Genomic DNA, 17,932 nt, shown 5'->3' on the forward strand with positions numbered 1-17,932 from the left:
CGGCAGGCTGAGCGGCAGGCTCCCCGCGCCCGCTAGGAGAACAGGGCGCTGTAGCCGTTGAGGGCGGGCTGGCCGCCGAGGTGGGCGTAGAGAACGGTCGAGTCCCGGCCGATCTCTCCCCGCTCCACCAGGTCGACCATGCCCGCCATCGACTTCCCCTCGTACACGGGGTCGGTGATCATGCCCTCGGTGCGGGCGGCGAGCCGCATCGCGTCGAGGGTGGCCTCGTCCGGGAGGCCGTACACCCCGGCGTGGTAGCGCTCGTCGAGCTCGACGTCGGCCGCCGTCACCGCGCGCTCGACGCCGATGAGCGCGGCGGTGTCGCGGGCGATCCGGGTGATCTGCTCGTGCGTCGGGCCGGGCTTCGCCGAGGCGTCGACGCCGATGATCCGGCGGGCCGGTCCGCCCTCCTCGGCGAGCGCGGCGAAGCCCGCGACCATCCCGGCCTGGGTGGAGCCGGTCACCGAGCAGACGACCACCGTGTCGAAGAAGACGCCGAGCTCGCGCTCCTGCTCGGCCACCTCGTAGGCCCAGTTCGCGAAGCCGAGACCGCCGAGCCGGTGGTCGGAGGCGCCCGCCGGGATCGCGTACGGCTTCCCGCCGCCCTCCTCGACCTCCCGCAGGGCCTGCTCCCAGCTCTCCTTGAAGCCGATGCCGAAGCCCGCCCGCACCAGGCGCACGTCCGCGCCGGCGAGGCGGCTGATCAGGATGTTGCCGACCTTGTCGTAGACGGGGTCCGGCCAGTCGACCCAGCTCTCCTGCACGAGGACGCAGCGCAGCCCGGCGCGGGCGGCGACGGCGGCGACCTGGCGGGTGTGGTTGGACTGGACCCCGCCGATGGAGACGAGGGTGTCGCAGCCCTGGGCGAGGGCGTCGGCGACCAGGTACTCCAGCTTGCGGGTCTTGTTCCCGCCGTACGCGACGCCCGAGTTGCAGTCCTCGCGCTTGGCCCAGAGCGTGGCGCCGCCGAGGTGGTGGGTGAGCCGTTCGAGCGGGTGGACCGGGGAGGGTCCGAAGAGCAGCGGGTAGCGTGCGAAGTCGGTGATCGGCAAAACGGCTCCCGGTGGGGTGAAGGCGGCCAGGGGGTGTCGAGCCCGGCCTGAGCGGCACGACACCCCCTATGGGGTGTCGTGGGGAACCTGGGGGGCCGGGATGCCCGTGACCTCGGCCACCTCGACGGCGTCGTCCGCGAGTTGTTCGAGCGCCGCCCAGATCTCGGTGGTGATCCGGACCGCCGCCTCCACGTCCCCGCTCGCGCACGCGTCGATCAGCCGGGCGTGCAGCTCGGCCGAGCCGCAGCTGCCGGAGTCGCCGAAGAGCCGCCGCTCGACGCGGCGGATCAGCGGGGTGTAGCGCGCGATGGTGGCGGCGGCCGCGTGGTTGCCGCTGGCGACGACGAGGACCTGGTGGAGCTCGTCGTCGGCGCGGAGCGCGGCCTCCACGTCGGAGTCGCGGACGGCCGCCGCGAAGCGCTCGTTGGCCTCGCGCATGGCCCGGACGCCCTCGGGGCCGAGCAGGGGTACGCCGGTGCGGGCGGCGAGTTCGTGCATCACGCGCACGACGGAGGCGGCGTCGCGGACGACCCGGCTGACCGGCCGGGTGACCCGGGTGTAGCTCTGCGGCTTGGTCTCGACGAGCCCCTCGTCGCAGAGCCGGACCAGCGCCTCGCGCACGGGTGCGCGCGAGAGCCCGAGGAGGTCGGCGAGGTCGGCGTCCTTCAGTGGGGCGCCGGGGGCGAGCTCGCCGCGCACGATGGCCTCGCGCAGTGCCTCGTACGCCCGGTCGCGCAGAAGGGTCCGGCCCACGGGCCGCAGTGCTTCCATGGACTGACATGTTAGATGTCAGTCCATGGAGCTGACCAGGGGTCAGAGGGGCAGCACTGGGAGGGCCGGAAGGGCAGCCCGCGGACCGGAAGCGCAGCCCACGGGCCGGAAGCGCAGCCCACGGGCCGGAAGCGCAGCCCACGGGCCGGAAGGCCGGCCGGGAAGGCCGGCCGGTGGTTCAGCGGCGGGGCTGACGGCGCCAGGGGCCGGTGATCGCGACCAGGATGCCAGGGCTCTGGATGTTGGCGAACAGCGTGTCGCCGTCGGGCGAGAAGCAGACTCCCGTGAACTCGCCGTCGTTGAGGTCGTTGCGGGCGATCGGGTACGTCCGTCCGGAGTCGGTCGCGCCGAAGAGGTGCTGCACGCCCCGGCCGTCCTCGGCGATGACGATCCCGCCGTACGGGGAGACGGTGATGTTGTCGGGGCCGTCGTAGGCGCCGTCCTCGCCGGGCGCCGGGTTCACGCCGAGCAGCACCTTGAGGGTGAGGGTGCGGCGCCTGGGGTCGTAGAACCAGACCTGGCCGTCGTGCGAGGGGCCGGGGCTCCACTCCTCGCGCGCGAAGGAGGAGACGACGTAGGCGCCGCCGTCGGCCCACCACATGCCCTCCAGCTTGCATCCCCGGGTGACCTGGCCGGGGCCGAACTGCTTGCGGACGGGGACGGTGCGGGCGTCGCGGTCGGGGACGTCGACCCAGTCCACGCCGTAGACGGTGCCGATCCGGGTGGCCTGGGAGAGGTCCTCGACGAAACGGCCCCCGGAGTCCGTGCACTTGAAGGCCTGGAGCACACCGGCGTCGTCGGCGAGCGTACGGAGCTTTCCGCGCCCGTGCTCGAATCCCTCCGGCGGCACCCAGCGGAAGAGCAGGCCGAAGGGCAGGGCGGCGTCCTCGGTGAGGTAGGCGTGGCCCCGCTTGGGGTCGATGACGACGGCCTCGTGGTCGTAGCGGCCGAAGGCCTTGATCGGCTTCGGATCGAGGTTGGCCCGCCGGTCGCGCGGGTCGACCTCGAAGATGTAGCCGTGGTCCTTGGTCATGCCGTTGACGCCCGCGAGGTCGGAGTTCTCCTCGCCCGTCAGCCAGGTGCCCCAGGAGGTGCTGCCGCCCGCGCAGTTGGTGGAGGTGCCGGCGAGTCCGACCCACTCGGCGACGGTGCCGTCGCGGTGCACCTCGACGACGGTGCAGCCGCCGGGCGCGGTCGGGTCGTAGACGAGTCCCTCGGTGAGCGGGACCGGGTGGGGCCAGTTCGAGCGGGGGCCGTAGAGCTCGTGGTTGTTGACCAGATACGTGGTGCCGCGCGGGCCGGCGAAGGCCGCCGTGCCGTCGTGGTTGGACGGCGTGAACTCGCCGCTCTCCAGGCGGGTGACGCCGCTGTGCGTCACGACGCGGTACGAGAACCCGGCGGGCAGGGCGAGGATTCCCTCGGGGTCGGCGACGAGCGGCCCGTATCCGAGCGCGTGCCCGTGCCCCTGGCCCTCACCCCGGCCGTGCCCCGCTCCGTACGCCTCCGGCTCGTCGGAGGCGAGCGCCTCGGGCGCGGTGGCGAGAGCGCCGACGACGCCGGTGAGGGCGAGCCCCGCACCGGCGACGGCGGACTGCTTGGTGAACTCCCTGCGGTTGACAGGCATGGTGTGAGGGTCTCCCTGTGACGACTGGATCTCGCGGCCACCCTCCCGTGCCCCCACGAACACGAGTCAAACACCGCGGGAACGTCCCAGGGGCATCACACGATCGGAAATCAGCCAGGGGAGATCATCCGGGCCACGGCTCAGGATCCCGACCGCGAGCGGGCCTTGAAGGCCGACTTACGGGCCTCCTTCGCGGCCGTCTTGTCCCGGTGCAGCCGGCCCATCGCCTCCAGGACCTCCGCCGTCGCCGGGTGCTCCACCCGCCACGCCGCCTCGAAGAAGCCGCTGTGCCGGCCCGTGAGCCCCTCGATCAGCTCCTGGAGCTCCTCCAGGTCGCCGTCCGCGTCGAGCTGCGCCGCGATCGTGTCGATCGCCAGCCAGAAGATCATCGACTCCGAGGGCGCGGGGACGTCCGCGGCGCCCCGCTCCGCGAGCCAGACCCGGGCCAGACCGCCGAGTTCCGCGTCGTCCAGGACCTCCCGGACCGCGGGCTCGGCCTCCGCGCCCACCAGGGAGAGCGCCTGCTGGCAGTGGAGGCGGCGGAGCGGCGAGCCCGCGTCCACGCCCCGGGCCGCGTGCAGGAGCTCCCGCGCCGCGGTCACGACGTCGCGGCCGGAGAGCCACGCGGCGGTCTCGGCGCGCGCGGCGGCCTCCGGGTAGGAGGCGATCCCGCCGAGGAGCGCGTCGGCGCCCTTGTCGGCGAGGTCGCCGACGGCGGGCGCGTCCACACCGGCGTCGAGCATCCGGGCCCGGACACCGTAGAGCCCGAGCGGGGTGAGCCGGACCATGCCGTACCGCGAGACGTCCTCGTCGTCGAGGGGCGCTGCGAGCTCATCGTCCGCCTCGGCCATCAGGGCCTCGTCGACGGGCTGGTACTCGACGAGCCCGATCGCCTCCAGGAGGCGGAACTGCTCGTCGAGCCGCATCATCGCGTCCGAGACCTGCTCCAGGACGTCGTCGGTGGGTTCGCCCATGTCGTCGGGGACGACCATCGAGGCGGCGAGCGCGGGCAGCGGCACGGGCCCGTCGCCGGGTCCGCCCTCGCTGACGGTCAGCAGGTAGAGGTTGCCGAGCACGCCCTCCAGGAACTCGCCCTCCATCTCGGGGTCCCAGTCCAGCGACTCGAGGTCGATCTCGCCGTCCTCGCCGACGATCGTGTCCAGGTCGTCGAGGACGGGCACGACGGCGTCGGCGAAGACGGCGTCGAAGCCGTCCAGCCAGATGGTGAGGACGTCATGGGGCGAACCGCCGGTGATCAGCGCCAGGTTCTCGCCGGGCCCCGCCCCGCCGGGGGTCTCGTCGTCCGCGCCGTCCTCGACCGTCACGAGGCCGGTGTCGACGGCGAGCCGCCAGGCGTCGGCGGCCAGGATCTCGGCCTCCTCGATGGCTTCCTCGAAGGCCTCGGTGTCCGCGAAGGACTCTGCGTCCTCGCCGTCGGCGACGACGGTCAGGCCCAGCACCTCGACGGCGTCCGGCAGTTGCTCGTCGACGAGCTCGCCGCCGGCGCCGACCCGCGTCTCGGGTCCGGCCCAGCGGGCGAGCCGCACGGCGCGGGCGAGGAGGGGCGCGGCCAGGGCGTCCCGCGCCAGCTCCGCGTCCGCGGGAAGCCGAACGGGGGGAAGGGTGGGCTGCTCCGCTGACATGTGGGGGGTCTCCTCGACGCGTGCGGGTGGGACGGGGGTAGTGCGGGGAAAGAGCGGTACTCAGCGTAGACGCATCCGGGGGGCCGTCCGCCGGTTCACGGAACCGTCAGCCTTCGTACACCCGTCGACTCTTGACAAGTTCCCCCCTCTCGCAAGAGATTGACGCGCGTAGATTCATCTGCCGTTCCTCCAAGCACCCTCCGGAGCCCTGATGCCTTCCTCCATACCGAGACACGCCGCCGTCTCCACCGTCGTCGCCGCGGCCCTCGCCGCCGGCCTGCTTGCCGGTTCGACGAGCGCCTCCGCCGAGGACAGCGCCGCCGGCGTCCGCATCCACGACATCCAGGGCACGACCCGCGTCTCCCCGCTCGTGGGCACGCAGGTCACCGGCGTCACGGGCATCGTCACCGGCGTCCGCACCTACGGCTCGCGCGGCTTCTGGATCCAGGACCCCGAGGCCGACGCGAACCCGGCCACCAGCGAGGGCCTGTTCGTCTTCACCAGCTCGGTCCCGACCGTCGCCGTCGGCGACGCGGTCAGCCTCAACGGCACGGTCACCGAGTACGTCCCGGGTGGCCTGAACTCCGGCAACCAGTCGCTGACGCAGCTCTCCAAGCCCGTGATCACGGTGGTCTCGAAGGGCAACCCGGTCCCGGCCCCGGCGACGATCTCCGCCTGGTCCGTCCCCGACGCCTACGCCCCCGAGGGCGACCCGGCCGCCGCCGGCTCGATCAACGGGCTGACGCTGGACCCGGAGACGTACGCCCTGGACTACTACGAGTCCCTGGAGGGCACGAACGTCCGGATCGGCTCCTCGCGGGTGGTCGGCGCCACCGACCCGTACGCGGAGCTGTGGGTGTCGGTGAAGCCGTTCGAGAACCGCAACTGGCGCGGCGGCACGGTCTACGGCTCGTACGAGTCCCAGAACACCGGCCGGCTCCAGATCCAGTCGCTGACCCCGCTCGCCCAGCAGCCCTTCCCGAAGGCGAACGTGGGCGACCGGCTGACGGGCACGACCGAGGGCCCGCTCGACTTCAACCAGTTCGGCGGCTACACGCTGACCGCGCGGACCCCGGTCACGGTCGAGGACCGCGGCCTGGAGCGCGAGACCACGGTCAAGCAGCACAAGAACGAGCTGGCCGTGGCCACGTACAACGTCGAGAACCTCGACCCGAGCGACCCGCAGGAGAAGTTCGACGCCCTCGCGAAGGCGGTCGTCGACAACCTCGCCTCGCCCGACATCCTCGCCCTGGAGGAGATCCAGGACAACAACGGCGCCAAGAACGACGGTACGGTCGCCGCCGACCAGACGGTCAAGAAGTTCACGGACGCGATCGTCGCGGCCGGCGGCCCGGCGTACGAGTGGCGCTCGATCGACCCGCAGAACAACAAGGACGGCGGCGAGCCCGGCGGCAACATCCGCCAGGTCTTCCTCTTCAACCCGGAGCGGGTCTCCTTCACGGACCGCGCGGGTGGCGACGCCGCCGCGGCCACCGCCGTGACGGGCGAGAAGGGCCGCGCCGCGCTGACCCTCTCCCCCGGCCGGATCGACCCGGCGAACACCGCCTGGGAGAGCAGCCGGAAGCCGCTCGCGGGCGAGTTCGTCTTCCGCGGCCGCACGGTCTTCGTGATCGCCAACCACTTCGGCTCGAAGGGCGGCGACGAGTCCCTCGTCTCGCACCGCCAGCCGCCGAACCGTTCCTCCGAGGCGAAGCGACTGCTCCAGGCGCAGGCCGTCAACGCCTTCGTGAAGGACATCGTCGCGCTGGAGAAGCAGGCGGACGTCCTCGTCGTCGGCGACATCAACGACTTCGAGTTCTCCGGCACGACGAAGGCGCTGACGGACGGCGGCGCGCTGTACCCGGCGGTGAAGTCGCTGCCGCGCTCCGAGCGGTACTCGTACGTCTACCAGGGCAACAGCCAGGTCCTCGACCAGATCCTGACGAGCCCGGGCGTGCACCACTTCGCGTACGACAGCGTCCACATCAACGCGGAGTTCGCCGACCAGGACAGCGACCACGACCCGCAGGTGCTGCGCTTCCGCCCGTAAGGAATCCCGCCCCGGTCACACGCCGGTCCCGGTCACACGCCGGTCCCGGCCACACGCCGGTCCCGGTCACACGCCGGTCCCGGTCACGCGCCCGCGCTGAGGTTCAGCGCGGGCGCGTACCGCCGCACCCGGCCGAGCGGGGCGTCCTCCGCCCGCCACTCCACATGGGCCCGCTCGCCCTCCCACTCGGCGAAGTCGAGGACCCGGGTGCCGTCCGTGGAGCGGTGGACGAGCGCTCCGGTACCAGCGGCCGCGGCGGAGCGGTGCGGCAGCGCGTACCGGTGCAGCTCGACCCGCTCGATCCCGGGGACGGCCGCGTCGATCTCGGCGTTCCGGTCGTCGCGGTAGGTCCGGACGAAGTCCTCGTAGGCCTGCTCGGCCGTCCACTGCGAGTAGTGCAGCAGCGTGTCGCCGTCCGTCCCGATGAACACGCTGTACGAGAGCAGCCCGAGCTCCGGCCACTCCCGGCTCTCCCAGGCCGTGCGGATGGCCTCGACGGCCGCCCGCTGTCGCTCGGGCGTCCCGACCCGCCAGGTGCTGGCCAGGACGGTCCCGACGCCGGGCCGGTACAGGTCGGGACGGGCGTCGGGGTGTGCGACGGCGTTCATGGGCGTTCTCCCTCGCTTCGGTGTCTCCGGATGGCCCCGGATGACTCCACCGTCCCCCCTCAACCAAGGTTGAGGTCAAGGGATCCGCCCGTTCGGGACCCCCGTGCGAGACTCGGCGCCATGATCCTTCGCCCCGCCACCCGCGCCGAACTGCCCGCCGTCCTCGCCCTGCTCGCCGACGAGGACAAGGTCGTGGACCCCGGCTCGGTCGTCGTCACCGAGGCGTACGAGCGGGCCTTCGCGGACATCGAGGCGGACCCGCGCAACGAGATGCTCGCCCTCGTGGACGGCGAAGACGGCGAACTCGTCCTCGGCTGCCTCCAGATCACGTACATCCCCGGGCTCGGCAAGGGCGGCGCCGAGCGGGCCCTGATCGAGGCGGTACGGATCCGGGCCGACCGGCGGGGCGGCGGCCTCGGGCGGGAGCTCATGGAGCGGGCCGTGGCGCGGGCGCGCGCACGTGGCTGCGCGCTCGTCCAGCTCACCAGCGACAAGCGGCGGACCGAGGCCCACCGCTTCTACGCCTCCCTGGGCTTCGCGCGCAGCCACGACGGCTTCAAGCTGCGCTTCTGAGCGCCCCGGGCCCGCTACCCGAGCAGGTGACCGCCGCCGTCCACGAGGAGCACCTCGCCGGTGATGTACGAGGCGTGGGCCAGGTCGAAGACCGCCTGCGCGATGTCCTCGGGGCGGCCGACGCGGCGCAGCGGGACGACGTCCGCGACATGGGCCTTGGCCTCGTCGGCGCCGTCGACCCCGTCGAACCAGGGGGTGTCGATGAGCCCGGGCGCGACCGCGTTGACCCGTACGTCGGGGCCGAGGGTCTTGGCGAGGAGCTTCGTCATGTGGTTGACGGCGGCCTTGGAGACCGCGTACGGGATGGAGCTGCCGCCGGGCCGGACACCGGCCTGGGAGGAGATCGTCACGACGCTGCCACGGGTCTTCCGCAGGTGCGGGACGGCGGCGGTGACGGTCTGCCAGACGCCGATGACGTTGACGTCGTAGAGGTGCCGCCACACGTCGGGCGAGGCGGCTTCGAGGTCGTCGTGCGGGATGAACCGTGTGGTGCCCGCGCAGTTGACGAGGATGTCGAGGCGGCCGAGTCGCTCCACGGTCCGCTCGACGAGCTCCTTGGCCTGGGTCTCGTCGGAGACGTCCGCCCGGAGGTAGACGGCGCCGGGCAGTTCGGCGGCGAGGCGTTCCCCCGCCTCGACGGAACGGGCGGAGTTGACGACGACGCGGATGCCGGCCTCGGCGAGGCGGCGGGCGACGGCGGCACCGATGCCCGAGGACGAGCCGGTGACGAGTGCGACGCGCTCTTCGGTCGTGCTGGGTGAGCTCATGCTGTGCTGTTCTCCATGTCCCCCTGTCGCGCCCGCCGATCATGCCAGAACGGCACCACCCTTCAGTAGTGCTTATCCCTCGGAGCAAGCAGATCTAAGTGGACCTTCAGGGTCCATTGCACACAGACTTCCCGGATGAGCACTGAACGACCTTTCGGCCGCGCGCTCTGCGCGATGATCACGCCCTTCTCCCCCTCCGGCGCGCTCGACCTCGACCGGGCGGGCGAGCTGGCCGCTCACCTCGTGGCGGAGGGCTGTGACGGTCTGGTACTCAACGGCACCACGGGCGAGTCGCCGACCACCACCGACGCCGAGAAGGCCGCGCTCGTCCGCGCCGTCCGGGCGGCGACCGGTCCGGGGCCGTCGCTCCTCACGGGCGTGGGCACCGCCGACACCCGGCACACCGCGGAGCTGGCCCGCCAGGCCGAGCAGGCGGGCGCCGACGGGCTGCTCGTCGTCACCCCCTACTACAGCCGGCCTCCGCAGGCGGCCGTCGAGGCGCACTTCCTGAAGGTCGCGGACGCGACGGAGCTGCCGGTGATGGTCTACGACATCCCCGGTCGCACCGGCACGCGCGTCGAGCCGGCGACGATGCGTCGGCTCGCCGAGCATCCGCGGATCGTCGCGGTGAAGGACTGTTCGTACGACTTCCTGGCCTCGGCCCGGCTGATCGAGGAGACCGGGCTCGCGTACTACTCGGGCTGCGAGGAGCTGAACCTGCCGCTGTACGCGGTCGGCGGCGCCGGCTACGTCAGTACGGTGGCGAACGTGGCTCCCCGACCGCTGCGCGCGGTCCTCGACGCCTTCGACGCCGGCGACACCGCCGGGGCGGCCCGGCTCAACTCCCTGACGATGCCGCTGGCCGAGCTGATGATGGCCTCGGGGCTGCCCGGCACGGTGACCGCCAAGGCACTGCTCGGCGGGCCGGTGCGGGAACCGCTGCAGCCCGCCGACCGGGAGACGGTCGACGGGCTGCGGGGTGCGCTCGAAGCGCTGCTTCAGGCGGAGTCGGTCGTGTAGGTCCTGCCGAGGATCGCGGCGTGCTCCAGGACGTCCTCCAGCGGGTCGTCGATCTGCCCGGTGTGGAGGGAGAGGCTGGGGCCGTTCGTGACGGTCGGGCCGTTGTGCGTGTGCGTCTCGTCCGCCTGGGCCGTACCGGCCGGCAGCAGCACCGCCACCGCCACCGCCGTGAGTACGCCGGCGACCGTGGGCTTCGTCCTCATGTCGACTCCTCGCCTTGTCTGCTTGCACTGACTCTGCGTTCCGTTAACGCAGAGTCACCGCATCAGTTGTGGCTGTGGAGGATGTCGTTCAGCCCGCCCCAGACCGCGTTGTTCGGGCGGGCCTCGACGGCGCCGGTGACCGAGTTGCGGCGGAACAGGATGTTCGAGGCACCGGAGAGCTCGCGGGCCTTGACGATCTGGCCGTCGGGCATGGTGACCCGGGTGCCGGCCGTGACGTACAGACCGGCCTCGACGACGCACTCGTCACCGAGGGCGATGCCGACGCCCGCCTCGGCCCCGATCAGGCAGCGCTCGCCGATCGAGATGACGACGTTGCCGCCGCCGGACAGGGTGCCCATGGTGGAGGCGCCGCCGCCGATGTCGGAGCCGTTGCCGACGACGACTCCGGCGGAGATCCGGCCCTCGACCATCGAGGTGCCGAGGGTGCCGGCGTTGAAGTTGACGAAGCCCTCGTGCATGACGGTGGTGCCGGCGGCGAGGTGGGCGCCGAGGCGCACGCGGTCGGCGTCGGCGATGCGGACCCCGGCGGGCACGACGTAGTCGGTCATGCGCGGGAACTTGTCGATGCTGGTCACGGCGAGGTGCAGGCCCTCGGCGCGGGCGTTGAGCCGGACCTTCTCGATGTCGTCGACGGCGACCGGGCCGAGCGAGGTCCAGGCGACGTTCGTGAGGAGGCCGAAGACGCCGTCCAGGCTCTGGCCGTGCGGCCGGACCAGCCGGTGGCTGAGCAGGTGCAGGCGCAGGTAGGCGTCGTGCGCGTCGAGCGGCTTGTCGTCGAGCGAGGAGATGACGGTACGGACGGCGACCACCTCGACGCCGCGGCGGGCGTCCACGCCGAGGGCCTTGGCGGCCCCTTCGCCGAGGGCGTTCACGGCCTCGTCGGGGGTGAGCCGCTCGGTGCCGGCGGGGCCGGGCGCGTCGGTCAGCTCGGGGGCGGGGAACCAGGTGTCGAGAACGGAGCCGTCACCGGCGATGGTGGCGAGGCCGGCGGCGACGGCGCCGGTGGTGCGAGGAGCAGTGGTCATGACGGAAAACCTAACGGGCGGGCCCCGGCGCAGGCCAACCGGTCTCAGGTGTCGGTCGAGCGCGTCGGCGGTTCCGACGAGTCCCGGACCGGCGGTTTGGGTGCTTCGTTCAGCACTCGGGCCAGAATCTCGCGCGTGAACTCCTCGTCGTACGTGCCGCCGGTGAGCAGCACCTGGAGGCAGATGCCGTCCACGAGGGCGACCAGGGCGCGCGCGGTGACGGGATCGGTCCGGGCGGAGAGAGCGGCGGCGACCTCCTCGGTCCACTCGGCGGCGACCGGCCGCAGGGCGGGGCGGCGCAGGGCGGCGAGGTAGAGCTCGTACTCCAGCTCCACGCCGGTGCGTTCGCCGCCCATCCACTCCCCCATGATCCGGGCGAGCGCGGCCGCGAGGCCCAGGGACGGATCGGCGAGGGCGGGGCTCTCGCGGAGCCGCCGCCCGAAGGCCTCGTCGGCCTCGCGGAGCGCGGCGACGAGGAGTTCGTCGAGGGAGGCGAAGTGGTACGTGGTGGAGCCGAGCGGCACGTCCGCCTCGGCGGCGACGGTGCGGTGGCTCAGCCCGGCGATGCCGGACCGCCCGACGACCCGGAGGGCCGCGGCGACGATCCGTTCGCGCCGCTCGGGGTCGTGGCGGCGGGCGCGGGCCATCAGTGGGCGCCGCCGAGCTGGAGGACGGCGACCCCGACGACGATGAGGACGATCCCGGCGACCTTGGCGAGGCTGAGGGTCTCGCCGAGGAAGAGGATGCCGATGGTGGCGACGGCGGCGGTGCCGACGCCGGACCAGATGGCGTACGCGGTGCCGACCTGGAGCGTCTTGAGGGCCTGCGCGAGGAGCGCGAAGGCGATCAGGTAGCCCGCGCCGGTGATCAGCGAGGGCCAGAGCTTGGAGAAGCCGTCGCTGTACTTCATCGAGGTGGTGGCGAGGATCTCCGCCACGATGGCGCCCGCCAGCAGTCCGTAACCCATGTGTACGAGTGTACACATGACTGCGTACGACCGTACACATGACTGCGTACACTCGTACACATCGATGCGTACGAGTGTACGCATCGACTACCGATACGGTATCGGCCATGACGTTCCCCCCTGGCCCGCCGCCGTACGGCTACGGCTACCCGCCGCCGCCTCCACCCCCGAGACCCGGGGTCATACCCCTGGCGCCGCTCGACCTCGGCGCGATCTTCTCCGGCACCTTCGCCGCCTTCGGACGCCACTGGAAGCAGCTGCTCGGCTTCACCGCCGCCGTCCACGGCGCGGCGATCCTGTTCGTGGGAGCGTCGATCCTCATCGCGTACGCTGCCGTGGGCGACCTCTTCGCCGCCGTGTTCGACCTGCCCGAGGGCCAGGAGCCGCGGTGGGACGACGTCCGGCCGCTGATCGTCGCCTTCGTCTGCGTCTGGATCGCCGGCCTGATCGCGATCCTCTGCGCCAACGCCCTGATGGCGGCGGTGTGCCCGGTCGTGATCCAGGAGGCCGTCCTCGGCCGCCCGACCACCTTCGGCGCGCTCTGGCGCCGCGCCTGGGCCCGGATGCCGGCCGTGCTGGGCACCGTGTTCCTGACGAGCCTCGCCCTGATGCTGCCGGTCGTGATCCTGCTCGTGGGGTTCGTCGGCATGTTCGTGGGCCTCCTCGCGGACGTGGGCGACCTGGACAGCGCTCCTTCGAACGGCAACTGGCTCCTCATCCCCTTCCTGGCCTTCCTCCTGGCCCTGCTCGTCACCCCGCTGGCGCTCTGGATCTGGGTGAAGTTCAGCCTCGCCCCGGCGGCGGCGGTGATGGAGGGCCGGGGCCCGATCGCGTCGATGCGCCGCTCCTCGACCCTGATCCGCGGCTTCTGGTGGCGCTCCTTCGGCATCCTGCTGCTCGTCGGGGTGACGGCCACCTTCGTCAGCTGGATGATCCAACAGCTGCTCTCGGTGCTGGCGTCGGCGCCGATCGCCGCCATCGATTTCTCCGGCGACGACGCGAGCGCGTTGATCGCCGCCTTCGCGGTGATGATCGCGTTCGTGTTCGCCGGGCAGCTGGTCGGCCAGCTGGTCGTCTCGGTCTTCCCCCCGCTGGCGACGGCCCTGCTCTACGTCGACCTGCGCATCCGCAAGGAGAACCTGGCCCCGGACCTCGCCCGGGCCGCCGGCCTGCACTGAGAACGCGAAACGGCCGTGCCCCGAAGGGCACGGCCGTTCACACGTGGTCCGATCCCGGACGACGAGCTCTCAGACGTTGAAGCCGAGCGCGCGCAGCTGCTCGCGGCCGTCGTCCGTGATCTTGTCCGGACCCCACGGCGGCATCCAGACCCAGTTGATCTTCAGCTCGCTGACGATGCCGTCCGTCGCGGACTTCGCCTGGTCCTCGATCACATCGGTCAGCGGGCAGGCCGCCGACGTCAGGGTCATGTCCAGCGTCGCGACGTTCGAGTCGTCGATGTGGATGCCGTAGATCAGCCCGAGGTTGACCACGTCGATACCCAGCTCGGGGTCGACGACGTCGTACAGCGCCTCGCGGACTTCTTCCTCGGAGGCCGGCTTCATCGTGGCCCCAGCGTTCTCGGTCATGCCGACTCCCTCTCCGCGTCACCCAGTGCCTGGGCGGTCGCGTCCTTCCACGCCATCCAGCTGAGCAGCGCGCACTTCACACGGGCCGGGTACTTGGAGACGCCCGCGAACGCGACCGCGTCCTCCAGGATCTCCTCCATCGCGTCGTCGGGCTCGATCCGGCCCTTCGACTGCATCAGCTCCAGGAAGGTGCCCTGGATCTTCTGCGCCTCGGCCAGCTCCTTGCCGACGAGCAGCTCGTTCAGGACCGAGGCCGAAGCCTGGCTGATCGAGCAGCCCTGACCCTCGTACGAGACGTCCGCGATGCGCGTGCCCTCGTACTTCACGCGAAGCGTGATCTCGTCGCCGCACGTCGGATTGACGTGGTGCACCTCGGCATCGCCGTCCCGAAGACCGCGCCCGTGGGGGTGCTTGTAGTGGTCCAGGATGACGTCCTGGTACATCGAATCCAGCTTCACGACCCAACCCCTACCCGAAGAAGTTCCGTACGTGCTCCAGACCCGCGACCAAGGCGTCGACCTCGGCCGGGGTGGAGTACAGATAGAACGACGCCCGCGTGGTCGCAGGAATTCCGTACCGCAGGCAGACCGGCCGCGCGCAGTGGTGGCCGACCCGGACCGCGATGCCCTCCTCGTCGAGCACCTGACCCACGTCGTGCGGGTGGATGTCGCCGAGCGTGAAGGAGATCGCCGCGCCGCGGTCCTCGGCCGTGGTGGGGCCGATGATCCGCAGGTCCGGGACCTCCTGGAGGCGCCGGACGGCGTACTCGGTGATCGCGTGTTCGTGGCGCGCGATGTTCTCCATGCCGATCGCCGACAGGTAGTCCACGGCCGCGCCGAGGCCGACGGCCTGGGCGATCGGGGGCGTACCCGCCTCGAACTTGTGCGGAGCCGGGGCGTACGTCGAGGAGTGCATCGACACGGTCTCGATCATCTCGCCGCCGCCGAGGAAGGGCGGGAGGTCCTCCAGGAGCTCCTGCCGTCCCCACAGCACGCCGATGCCGGTCGGGCCGCACATCTTGTGGCCGGTGAAGGCCACGAAGTCGGCCTGGAGCGCCTGCACGTCCAGGACCATGTGCGGGGCCGCCTGCGAGGCGTCGATGCAGACGAGCGCACCGACCTCCTGGGCGCGACGGATGATCGTCTCGACCGGGTTGATCGTGCCCAGCAGGTTCGAGACCAGCGTGAAGGAGACGATCTTGGTCTTCTCGGTGATGACCTCTTCGATGTTCGAGAGGTCGAGACGGCCGTCGTCGGTGAGGCCGAACCACTTCAGCTTCGCGCCCGTGCGCTGCGAGAGCAGCTGCCACGGCACGATGTTGGAGTGGTGCTCCATCTCCGTGATGGCGATCTCGGTCTCGTGGTCCACGCGGTAGGGCTCGTCGGCCCAGCCCAGCATGTTGGCCACGAGGTTGAGCGACTCCGAGGCGTTCTTGGTGAAGATCACCTCGTCGCGGCTCGGCGCGTTGATGAACGCCGCGACCTTGTCGCGGGCGCCCTCGTACAGCGCCGTCGCCTCCTCGGCGACCGTGTACACACCACGGTGCACGTTGGCGTTGTGCCGCTCGTAGTACTCGTTCAGCGCGTCGAGGACCTGGCGCGGCTTCTGCGAGGTCGCCGCGGAGTCGAGGTACACGATCTTCTTGTTGCCGTGGACCACGCGATCCAGGAGCGGGAAGTCCTTGCGGATCGCCTCGGTGTCGAGGAGGCCGGAGAGCCCCTGATGGGCAGATGTCACGCGGATGCGCCACCCTTCGTGCTGTAGGCCTCGTAGCCCTCGTTCTCCAGCTTGTCGGCGAGCTCGGCGCCGCCGGACTCGACGATGCGGCCGCCGGAGAAGACGTGCACGAAGTCGGGCTTGATGTAGCGGAGGATCCGCGTGTAGTGCGTGATCAGCAGCGTGCCGACCTCACCGGTCTCGCGGACGCGGTTGACGCCGTCGGAGACCTGACGCAGCGCGTCGACGTCCAGGCCGGAGTCGGTCTCGTCGAGGATCGCGATCTTCGGCTTGAGGAGCTCCATCTGGAGGATCTCGTGGCGCTTCTTCTCACCGCCGGAGAAGCCCTCGTTGACGTTGCGCTCGGCGAAGGCCGGGTCCATCTGGAGCTGCTCCATCGCGGACTTGACCTCCTTCACCCAGGTGCGCAGCTTGGGGGCCTCGCCGCGGATCGCCGTCGCCGACGTGCGCAGGAAGTTGGAGACCGAGACACCGGGGACCTCGACCGGGTACTGCATGGCCAGGAACATGCCGGCGCGGGCGCGCTCGTCGACCGACATCTCCAGGACGTCCTCGCCGTCGAGCGTGACGGTGCCGCTGGTGATCGTGTACTTGGGGTGCCCCGCGATCGAGTACGCGAGGGTCGACTTGCCGGAGCCGTTGGGGCCCATGATGGCGTGGGTCTCGCCCTGCTTCACGGTCAGGTCGACGCCCTTGAGGATCTCCTTCGTGCCGTTCTCGGCTTCGACGGAGACGTGCAGGTCGCGGATTTCAAGCGTTGCCATGGGTGACTCAGGACTCCTGGGTGACGGAGACGAGCACATCGTCCCCTTCGATCTTTACGGGGTATACGGGCACGGGGCGCGTCGCGGGAAGGCCGGAGGGCTTCCCGGTACGGAGGTCGAAGCTCGACCCGTGCAGCCAGCACTCGATGGCGCAGTCCTCGACCTCGCCCTCCGAGAGGGAGACGTTCGCGTGCGAGCAGATGTCGTTGATCGCGAACACCTCGCCCTCGGTGTGCACGACCGACACCGGCGTGCCGTCGACCTCGACCCGCTTCGGGGTGTCGGCCTCCAGCTCGCTCAGTGCGCAGACTCGGACGAAGGCCATCAGACGGAGGCCTCCAGCTCGGCCTCGATCTTGGCGAGGAGGCGCTCCTGGACGTCCGGCAGACCGATCTGCTGGACCAGCTCCGCGAAGAAGCCGCGGACGACGAGGCGGCGGGCCTCGGTCTCCGGGATGCCGCGGGACATCAGGTAGAAGAGCTGCTCGTCGTCGAAGCGGCCGGTGGCCGAGGCGTGACCGGCGCCGGCGATCTCGCCGGTCTCGATCTCCAGGTTCGGCACGGAGTCGACCCGGGCGCCGTCCGTGAGGACCAGGTTCCGGTTGAGCTCGTACGTGTCGGTGCCCTCGGCGGCGGCCTGGATGAGCACGTCACCGATCCAGACGGCGTGCGCGTCCTGGCCCTGCAGCGCGCCCTTGTAGGCCACGTTGGACTTGCAGTGCGGGGTGTTGTGGTCGACCAGGAGGCGGTGCTCCTGGTGCTGGCCGGCGTCGGTGAAGTACAGACCGAAGAGCTCGGCCTCGCCGCCGGGCCCCGCGTACGCCACCCGGGGGTGGATACGGACGACGTCGCCGCCGAAGGTGACGATGACCGACTTGAAGGAGGCGTCGCGGCCGACCAGCGCATTGTGCTGGGCGACGTGGACGGCCTTCTCGTCCCAGTCCTGGACGGAGACGACGGTCAGCTTGGCGCCGTCGCCGAGCACGTAGTCGACGTTGGAGGCGAGCACCGCGTCACCGGTGTGGTCGATGACCACGACGGCCTCGGCGAAGGCACCGAGCTCGATCACCTGGTGGCCGAAGGCGACGCCGCCCTCGCCGTGGACGGCGATGCGGATCGGCTCGGTGAGGACGGCCTCCTTGGCTACGGTGACGACCGAGGCCTTCTCGAAGGAGGAGTACGCCTGGGCCGCGACGCGGTCGACGGGCTTGCCGGCCTTGCCGAGCCGCTCGTCCTCGCGGCCGACGGTCTCCACGGTGACGCCCTCGGGGGCCTCGACCTCGACCTTGACGCCTTCGCCGGACGCGACGGCGGTGCCGTCGTGCAGGCCGCGGAGGCGCGCCAGCGGGGTGAACCGCCACTCCTCCTCGCGGCCGTGCGGGACGGGGAAGTCCGCGACGTCGAAGGACGGGGGCGCGCTCATGCGCGTGGCGACGGTGGACTCGGCGGCCACCGCGATCGAGCCGGCGGTGGTGGAACCCGCCGGGATGTTCTGAGCCTCAGCCATGGCTGTCGTGTTGCT

The 17,932-nt window shown here is 71.4% G+C and carries 20 protein-coding genes; 4 read left to right on the forward strand and 16 right to left on the reverse strand.

Annotation, left to right across the window (positions count from 1 at the left end):
• Positions 1–32: 32 nt before the first annotated feature.
• The 4 genes from ACFWWU_RS12740 to ACFWWU_RS12755 form a co-directional block, all read right to left on the reverse strand.
• Positions 33–1,052, reverse strand: a complete 1,020-nt coding sequence (locus tag ACFWWU_RS12740) for a 1-aminocyclopropane-1-carboxylate deaminase (RefSeq protein WP_384143186.1) — start codon at positions 1,050–1,052, stop codon at positions 33–35.
• Between the two features lie 66 nt (positions 1,053–1,118).
• Complete coding sequence (locus ACFWWU_RS12745; RefSeq protein WP_384143189.1) at positions 1,119–1,823, reverse strand: GntR family transcriptional regulator; 705 nt, start codon at positions 1,821–1,823, stop codon at positions 1,119–1,121.
• A 178-nt stretch (positions 1,824–2,001) separates the two neighbouring features.
• Positions 2,002–3,447, reverse strand: coding sequence for an alkaline phosphatase PhoX (locus tag ACFWWU_RS12750; protein ID WP_384143192.1), 1,446 nt, complete (start codon positions 3,445–3,447; stop codon positions 2,002–2,004).
• A gap of 140 nt (positions 3,448–3,587) precedes the next feature.
• The gene (locus tag ACFWWU_RS12755) at positions 3,588–5,090 is read right to left on the reverse strand and encodes a hypothetical protein (protein WP_384143195.1); all 1,503 of its coding nucleotides are present in this window, start codon (positions 5,088–5,090) and stop codon (positions 3,588–3,590) included.
• Positions 5,091–5,301: 211 nt separating this feature from the next.
• Between ACFWWU_RS12755 and ACFWWU_RS12760 the strand changes: the two genes are divergently transcribed.
• Positions 5,302–7,140, forward strand: a complete 1,839-nt coding sequence (locus ACFWWU_RS12760; RefSeq protein ID WP_384143197.1) for an endonuclease/exonuclease/phosphatase family protein — start codon at positions 5,302–5,304, stop codon at positions 7,138–7,140.
• An 83-nt stretch (positions 7,141–7,223) separates the two neighbouring features.
• Here ACFWWU_RS12760 and ACFWWU_RS12765 read toward each other — a convergent pair whose 3' ends face one another.
• Positions 7,224–7,748 (reverse strand): antibiotic biosynthesis monooxygenase, encoded by a 525-nt coding sequence (locus tag ACFWWU_RS12765; RefSeq protein WP_384143200.1) that lies wholly within the window; start codon positions 7,746–7,748, stop codon positions 7,224–7,226.
• 120 nt (positions 7,749–7,868) lie between these two features.
• Between ACFWWU_RS12765 and ACFWWU_RS12770 the strand changes: the two genes are divergently transcribed.
• Positions 7,869–8,321, forward strand: coding sequence for a GNAT family N-acetyltransferase (locus ACFWWU_RS12770; protein ID WP_384143203.1), 453 nt, complete (start codon positions 7,869–7,871; stop codon positions 8,319–8,321).
• A 14-nt stretch (positions 8,322–8,335) separates the two neighbouring features.
• Here the strand turns inward: ACFWWU_RS12770 and ACFWWU_RS12775 are convergent, their stop codons facing one another.
• Positions 8,336–9,088 carry an SDR family NAD(P)-dependent oxidoreductase gene (locus ACFWWU_RS12775; RefSeq protein ID WP_384143206.1) on the reverse strand — a complete coding sequence of 251 codons (753 nt, stop codon included), beginning with the start codon at positions 9,086–9,088 and terminating at the stop codon, positions 8,336–8,338.
• A 135-nt stretch (positions 9,089–9,223) separates the two neighbouring features.
• Here ACFWWU_RS12775 and dapA point away from each other — a divergent pair, with 135 nt between their 5' ends.
• A complete protein-coding gene (gene dapA / locus ACFWWU_RS12780; RefSeq protein ID WP_384143209.1) occupies positions 9,224–10,108 on the forward strand; it encodes a 4-hydroxy-tetrahydrodipicolinate synthase in 885 nt (294 codons plus the stop codon).
• On the opposite strand, the gene ACFWWU_RS12785 is transcribed toward dapA, so the two are convergent.
• The 4 genes from ACFWWU_RS12785 to ACFWWU_RS12800 all read right to left on the reverse strand — a co-directional run bounded on the left by ACFWWU_RS12785 (position 10,087) and on the right by ACFWWU_RS12800 (position 12,324).
• A complete protein-coding gene (locus ACFWWU_RS12785; RefSeq protein WP_384143212.1) occupies positions 10,087–10,311 on the reverse strand; it encodes a hypothetical protein in 225 nt (74 codons plus the stop codon). The two genes, dapA and ACFWWU_RS12785, sit on opposite strands and share 22 nt — an antisense overlap.
• Before the next feature lie 62 nt (positions 10,312–10,373).
• Complete coding sequence (dapD, locus tag ACFWWU_RS12790; protein WP_384143216.1) at positions 10,374–11,357, reverse strand: 2,3,4,5-tetrahydropyridine-2,6-dicarboxylate N-succinyltransferase; 984 nt, start codon at positions 11,355–11,357, stop codon at positions 10,374–10,376.
• Positions 11,358–11,401: 44 nt separating this feature from the next.
• Positions 11,402–12,004 carry a TetR/AcrR family transcriptional regulator gene (locus ACFWWU_RS12795; RefSeq protein ID WP_384143219.1) on the reverse strand — a complete coding sequence of 201 codons (603 nt, stop codon included), beginning with the start codon at positions 12,002–12,004 and terminating at the stop codon, positions 11,402–11,404.
• Complete coding sequence (locus ACFWWU_RS12800) at positions 12,004–12,324, reverse strand: DMT family transporter (protein ID WP_384143222.1); 321 nt, start codon at positions 12,322–12,324, stop codon at positions 12,004–12,006. Before ACFWWU_RS12800 ends, ACFWWU_RS12795 begins: the two co-directional genes overlap by 1 nt.
• A 107-nt stretch (positions 12,325–12,431) precedes the next feature.
• On the opposite strand from ACFWWU_RS12800, the gene ACFWWU_RS12805 reads away from it, so the two are divergent.
• Positions 12,432–13,502: an oxidoreductase gene (locus ACFWWU_RS12805; protein ID WP_384143225.1), complete on the forward strand. Its 1,071-nt coding sequence runs from the start codon at positions 12,432–12,434 to the stop codon at positions 13,500–13,502.
• A 69-nt stretch (positions 13,503–13,571) separates the two neighbouring features.
• On the opposite strand, the gene ACFWWU_RS12810 is transcribed toward ACFWWU_RS12805, so the two are convergent.
• From ACFWWU_RS12810 to sufD, 6 genes are read right to left on the reverse strand one after another with little or no spacing between them, the layout of a single operon-like run.
• Positions 13,572–13,910, reverse strand: coding sequence for a metal-sulfur cluster assembly factor (locus ACFWWU_RS12810; RefSeq protein WP_055644196.1), 339 nt, complete (start codon positions 13,908–13,910; stop codon positions 13,572–13,574).
• Positions 13,907–14,368, reverse strand: coding sequence for a Fe-S cluster assembly sulfur transfer protein SufU (gene sufU / locus ACFWWU_RS12815; RefSeq protein ID WP_384143228.1), 462 nt, complete (start codon positions 14,366–14,368; stop codon positions 13,907–13,909). The genes ACFWWU_RS12810 and sufU overlap by 4 nt, the downstream gene beginning before the upstream one ends.
• Positions 14,369–14,378: 10 nt before the next feature.
• Positions 14,379–15,647: a cysteine desulfurase gene (locus tag ACFWWU_RS12820; protein WP_384143231.1), complete on the reverse strand. Its 1,269-nt coding sequence runs from the start codon at positions 15,645–15,647 to the stop codon at positions 14,379–14,381.
• Complete coding sequence (gene sufC / locus ACFWWU_RS12825) at positions 15,644–16,411, reverse strand: Fe-S cluster assembly ATPase SufC (RefSeq protein WP_384143233.1); 768 nt, start codon at positions 16,409–16,411, stop codon at positions 15,644–15,646. The genes ACFWWU_RS12820 and sufC overlap by 4 nt, the downstream gene beginning before the upstream one ends.
• Before the next feature lie 7 nt (positions 16,412–16,418).
• The gene (locus tag ACFWWU_RS12830) at positions 16,419–16,736 is read right to left on the reverse strand and encodes a bifunctional 3-phenylpropionate/cinnamic acid dioxygenase ferredoxin subunit (RefSeq protein WP_030322524.1); all 318 of its coding nucleotides are present in this window, start codon (positions 16,734–16,736) and stop codon (positions 16,419–16,421) included.
• Positions 16,736–17,917, reverse strand: a complete 1,182-nt coding sequence (gene sufD, locus ACFWWU_RS12835) for a Fe-S cluster assembly protein SufD (protein ID WP_384143236.1) — start codon at positions 17,915–17,917, stop codon at positions 16,736–16,738. Before sufD ends, ACFWWU_RS12830 begins: the two co-directional genes overlap by 1 nt.
• Positions 17,918–17,932 lie beyond the last annotated feature (15 nt).

It is taken from the genome of Streptomyces sp. NPDC058650, from assembly GCF_042717315.1.
Classification (GTDB): domain Bacteria; phylum Actinomycetota; class Actinomycetes; order Streptomycetales; family Streptomycetaceae; genus Streptomyces.